General features: G+C 45.9%; 3 protein-coding genes. All 3 read left to right on the top strand.

Annotation, left to right across the window (positions count from 1 at the left end):
* Nucleotides 1–815: exo-beta-N-acetylmuramidase NamZ family protein (locus tag AC1DWB_RS31875; protein WP_477545118.1), on the top strand; the 815-nt coding region annotated here is incomplete at its 5' end.
* Nucleotides 816–894: 79 nt separating this feature from the next.
* On the top strand, nucleotides 895–1,695 hold the full coding sequence (locus AC1DWB_RS31870) for an HAD-IIA family hydrolase (RefSeq protein ID WP_477545117.1): 801 nt from the start codon (nucleotides 895–897) through the stop codon (nucleotides 1,693–1,695).
* A 472-nt stretch (nucleotides 1,696–2,167) separates the two neighbouring features.
* On the top strand, nucleotides 2,168–4,011 hold a 1,844-nt coding region (locus AC1DWB_RS31865; RefSeq protein ID WP_477545116.1), incomplete at its 3' end, for an ATP-binding protein.

The following is a 4,011-nucleotide window of genomic DNA, read 5'->3' as shown; positions in this document are numbered from 1 at the left end:
ACACCTATATGTCGAGCATGCTTTACATGATGGATGCGTGTGCCGAGTATGGAAAGACATTCATTGTATTGGACAGGCCTAACCCTCTCGGAGGACTTGCCTGTGAAGGGGGCCTGCTTCAGAACGGGTTCCAGTCTTCCGTTGGGGCATGGCAGATCCCAATTCGGACCGGACTTACAATGGGAGAGTTTGCGAAATATGTAAATGATCAATCAAATATACGGTGCGATTTGAGAGTAGTTACGCTGAGTGGTTGGCAAYGGTCCATGGAATTTTCCGAAACAGGCTTGCCCTGGATCACCCCATCTCCCAATATTCCTACCATGGATACCGTTCGAGTATATGCGGGCAATTGTTTTTTTGAAGGTACGAATTTATCCGAAGGCCGGGGGACCACCAAACCGTTCGAAATAATCGGTGCTCCGTGGCTGGACGGTGTTCGCTTAAGCCGTGAACTCAACGCATTGAATTTGCCCGGCGTCTATTTTAATCCGATTTACTTTAATCCGACATTTTCAAAACACGAGAGCCAGCAGTGCAGCGGCGTACAGTGCTTTGTGACTGATCGAGGTTCTTACCGTTCTGTAACAACAGCGCTGCATCTTCTTCACCTAATACAACATATGTATCCTGACCATTTCGAATGGATCGCACCATTTAAGGAAGGGCGCAAGCATTTCATTGATTATTTAACTGGCAGCGAGATGGTGCGAACTTCCATTCATGACAAATCCGGTTTGGAACGCATTATCGAACAATGGGACGACCAGGCTGAAAAATGGAAAGAGCAAAGGCTTAATTATTTACTTTATTAGTCTGGAAGAAGCGATCATCTTCCAATTGGCGCTTTACTATCATTTGCATAAATAAGGTATAAACTCGGATAGGAGAATTATGATGGTACAAAAACGTTTGCGGGATATGGCCGCTTTTTATTTCGATTTGGATGGCTGCATATACTATGGCCGCACGTTGGCTCCCGGAGCGATCGAGCTATTGTCTTTACTGCGTGATGAAGGAAAAAAAGTATATTTCATTACGAATAACTCTACTGAACAGTCGCTGACAATTGCTGAAAAACTATTTGATATGGGACTTATCGTATCCTCAGATAGCATCATTACCGCTACAGAGCGGATTGGGATTTTTCTTCGCCGGCGTTACGGCACCACATCGGTCAAAGTAATAGGAAGCGATGAGCTGCAAGCATCTCTGCAGCAAGCTGGACATACCATTTTACCGCTGGAAAGCCCTGGCATCGCCAGTACATTGATTGTCGGCAGGGATGTAACGTTTACGTATAAAAAACTGGAATATATGTTTCGGGAAATAGATCGCGGCACCCCTGTTATTGCTACCAATCCAGACTTGTTCCACCCTAATCTTCAAGGGGGTAAAGTGCCGGAGACCGGATCGTTGTATGCTGCTATTGAAGCCGTTTACGGTGAAAAAATAGAGGTGTTCGGTAAGCCTGAACGTTATCTTTTTGAAGAAGCTATGGCGCAGTCGGGGATTTCTAAACCGGGGGATTGCGTCATGGTGGGAGACAACTTATGGACAGACATCGCCGGTGGAGTATCTCTAGGGTTGAAGACGGTATGGGTCCATGGGCAATCAAATGCATCGAGTGCGAAAACAGATAGTCAGCCTGATTGGTCTGTCCATTCTTTGCTTGAGCTTCTAGACTTATATTGATGACGGTTCATTCAATCCGAATGCGAATGCCACAAGATCTGAAGCGTTACTCATGGAGTTACGTGTGCTGAATGCCAGTCTTGATCATTCGCTAGATATAGAATAGAAGAATAGCTTTGCTTGAATTCGGCAGGTACTGGTCAAACGGTATCTGCCTTTTTGTATGCGGCTGAGAGGGGACAGCGTGTTTCGTCGCACTGAATTTTTAGGTAATAATTAATGTGATTTGGGTAATAAAATATGGAATAAACGTAGTTTTAAATAATATAGTGAAAATTACATTAAGTAATATTTTCCTTATGGTGATAAAATGATAAGCATCGTAATTATAAACCTATAAAACAGCGCCTTTAAATAGGCTTGCTCAGATTATATGTTTCATTTTCCTGAGTGTTTTACTTTTAAGGCTAAGAACGTACTTTGCCGCAACGCGCTCTTCTCCCATAATGTAATTCGAAGGTAGGTAAATCCTATGTATGATGGCAAGGTGAATGTAGGCGGTTCCGAGGAACGCTTAGCTGTCCAGATTGACCAGCTGGAACGGCACTATTTGGTAGGGCGGGACATCGAAATTCAGTATTTCATACAGCAACTGACAGTCGACAGGAAACAGGGACGGATCTTGAATCTCTATGGTACCGGCGGCGTAGGAAAAAGCTATTTAATTGACGAGTTCCGTCGGCTGGCGGTGAATGTGAATGCCGTCTTTCTATTGATGGACAGCCGCGGATTCTCTCATACACCGCAGGACTTTTGCACGCATTTGCTGCGTATGCTCGGCTATCCGATGGAGAAGCTGCAGCAGATTCCCGAGTCGCATGCGCTTCTAGAGCTATGCCATGACATCCTGAGGGAAATGGCGCTGAATCAGCAGATTGTCATCGCCTTAGACACATTTGAGGACATGGGGGATATGGAGCTCTGGCTGAGAGAGGCGCTCTTCCCACAATTGTCCCGGGAAATCCTGATTCTCATTGCGGGAAGATTTCCCTTGCAAGGCATCTGGCTCAGTTCTCCAGCATGGCGCCAGTGGATACACCGGATGCCCATTGGGGACCTGGATTATATCTCCGTTAAGCAATATCTGGAGCGCTCGGGTATTTCTCAGGAGTCGATGATCAGACAAATTTGGGTGAAAACGAGAGGACATCCGCTCACATTGTCCTTGATCGTCTCGACGGAAATGCTTCAAAACATTCAGGGCTTGGAATTGGTGGATGGAAGCGAAGTGTTCGAACATATTCTGAGCATTTGGTTAAATGAGGTTCCGGACGAGAGTCTTAGGGAGCTCGTAGAGACTGTAGCTGTACTTCGGCATTTTAATCAAGAACTGCTCTCCTATGTATTGGATCGGCAGGTAAAGACGGATATATTCCAACGGCTGGTCGGACTTTCCTTCATTCGGAGAGTGGATAGGGGTTGGATCCTCCACGATTTGATGCGGGATGCCATTAGCTATGAGCTTCGCTTGCGCCAGCCTGAACATTACGACAGGTTATGGAAGCGATGCATCATGTATTACTATAGCAGAATGATTAACCCATCCAAGAGAACGATCACATGGGAAGCCGTCGAATGGTACTATTATATCGGCGATCATGTTGTCCGCAATCTCTGTTTTCAGAAATTGACTCCGCATCTCATGGAGCCATTGAGTCTGTCCAATTGGGCGGAGGCAGAGCAGTATTTGGATAATCGTCGCATCAATCTGAAGGATGTTTGCCTTCCTCTCCAGAACCCGGACACGGGGGAGAGGTTCGAGTATAGGCTTTCTAAAGAAGAAGGTTTATACTCGATTAAGCATATTCATCTTCAAGAGCTTTACGAGCTCGATCGTGGCATTGTTAAGCTGATGAGAGRTCAGCAGGGGGCAATACGCGGTCTGACGGCAATCATTCCGATTCATACAGGAACGCTTGACTACTTGCTAACTCATCCGCTGTCATCTACTTATTTCCAAAGTCTGCCGGATCATAAGCTAAAGGAACTCCGGGTGCCGAGTGAACATATTGCGGGTTATTTTGTGAAATCGATCGATGTGTCGGATTTTGAGGACGAGGCGACACGTACAACTGCAGGGCTAGCGTTCGTCTCACTGCTTATATCTTCCGATTATGTCGTGACGACTGGTCCTTCGGAACTCCCTTTCTTAAATGAATTCCACCTTAGCTTGGGGTGCGAGCAGGTGAAAAACGTTGCACATTACGATTATGACATTAACACGCCTACGCCCTATTACGTTCTCGATACGAGGGGCGGCAAGCTGCAGGATTATTTGAACAAAATGATAGCGTCCTTCGGCCTTGTAGATCATTC

The sequence above is a fragment of the Paenibacillus sp. P4_E11 genome (genome assembly GCF_056401635.1).
This window is presented reverse-complemented; position numbering and strand designations above follow the sequence as displayed.

What these genes read in the sequence shown, in the direction of transcription:
- AC1DWB_RS31870 (WP_477545117.1), top strand. Translation starts at nt 895, where the DNA reads ATGATGGTACAAAAACGTTTGCGGGATATGGCCGCTTTTTATTTCGAT.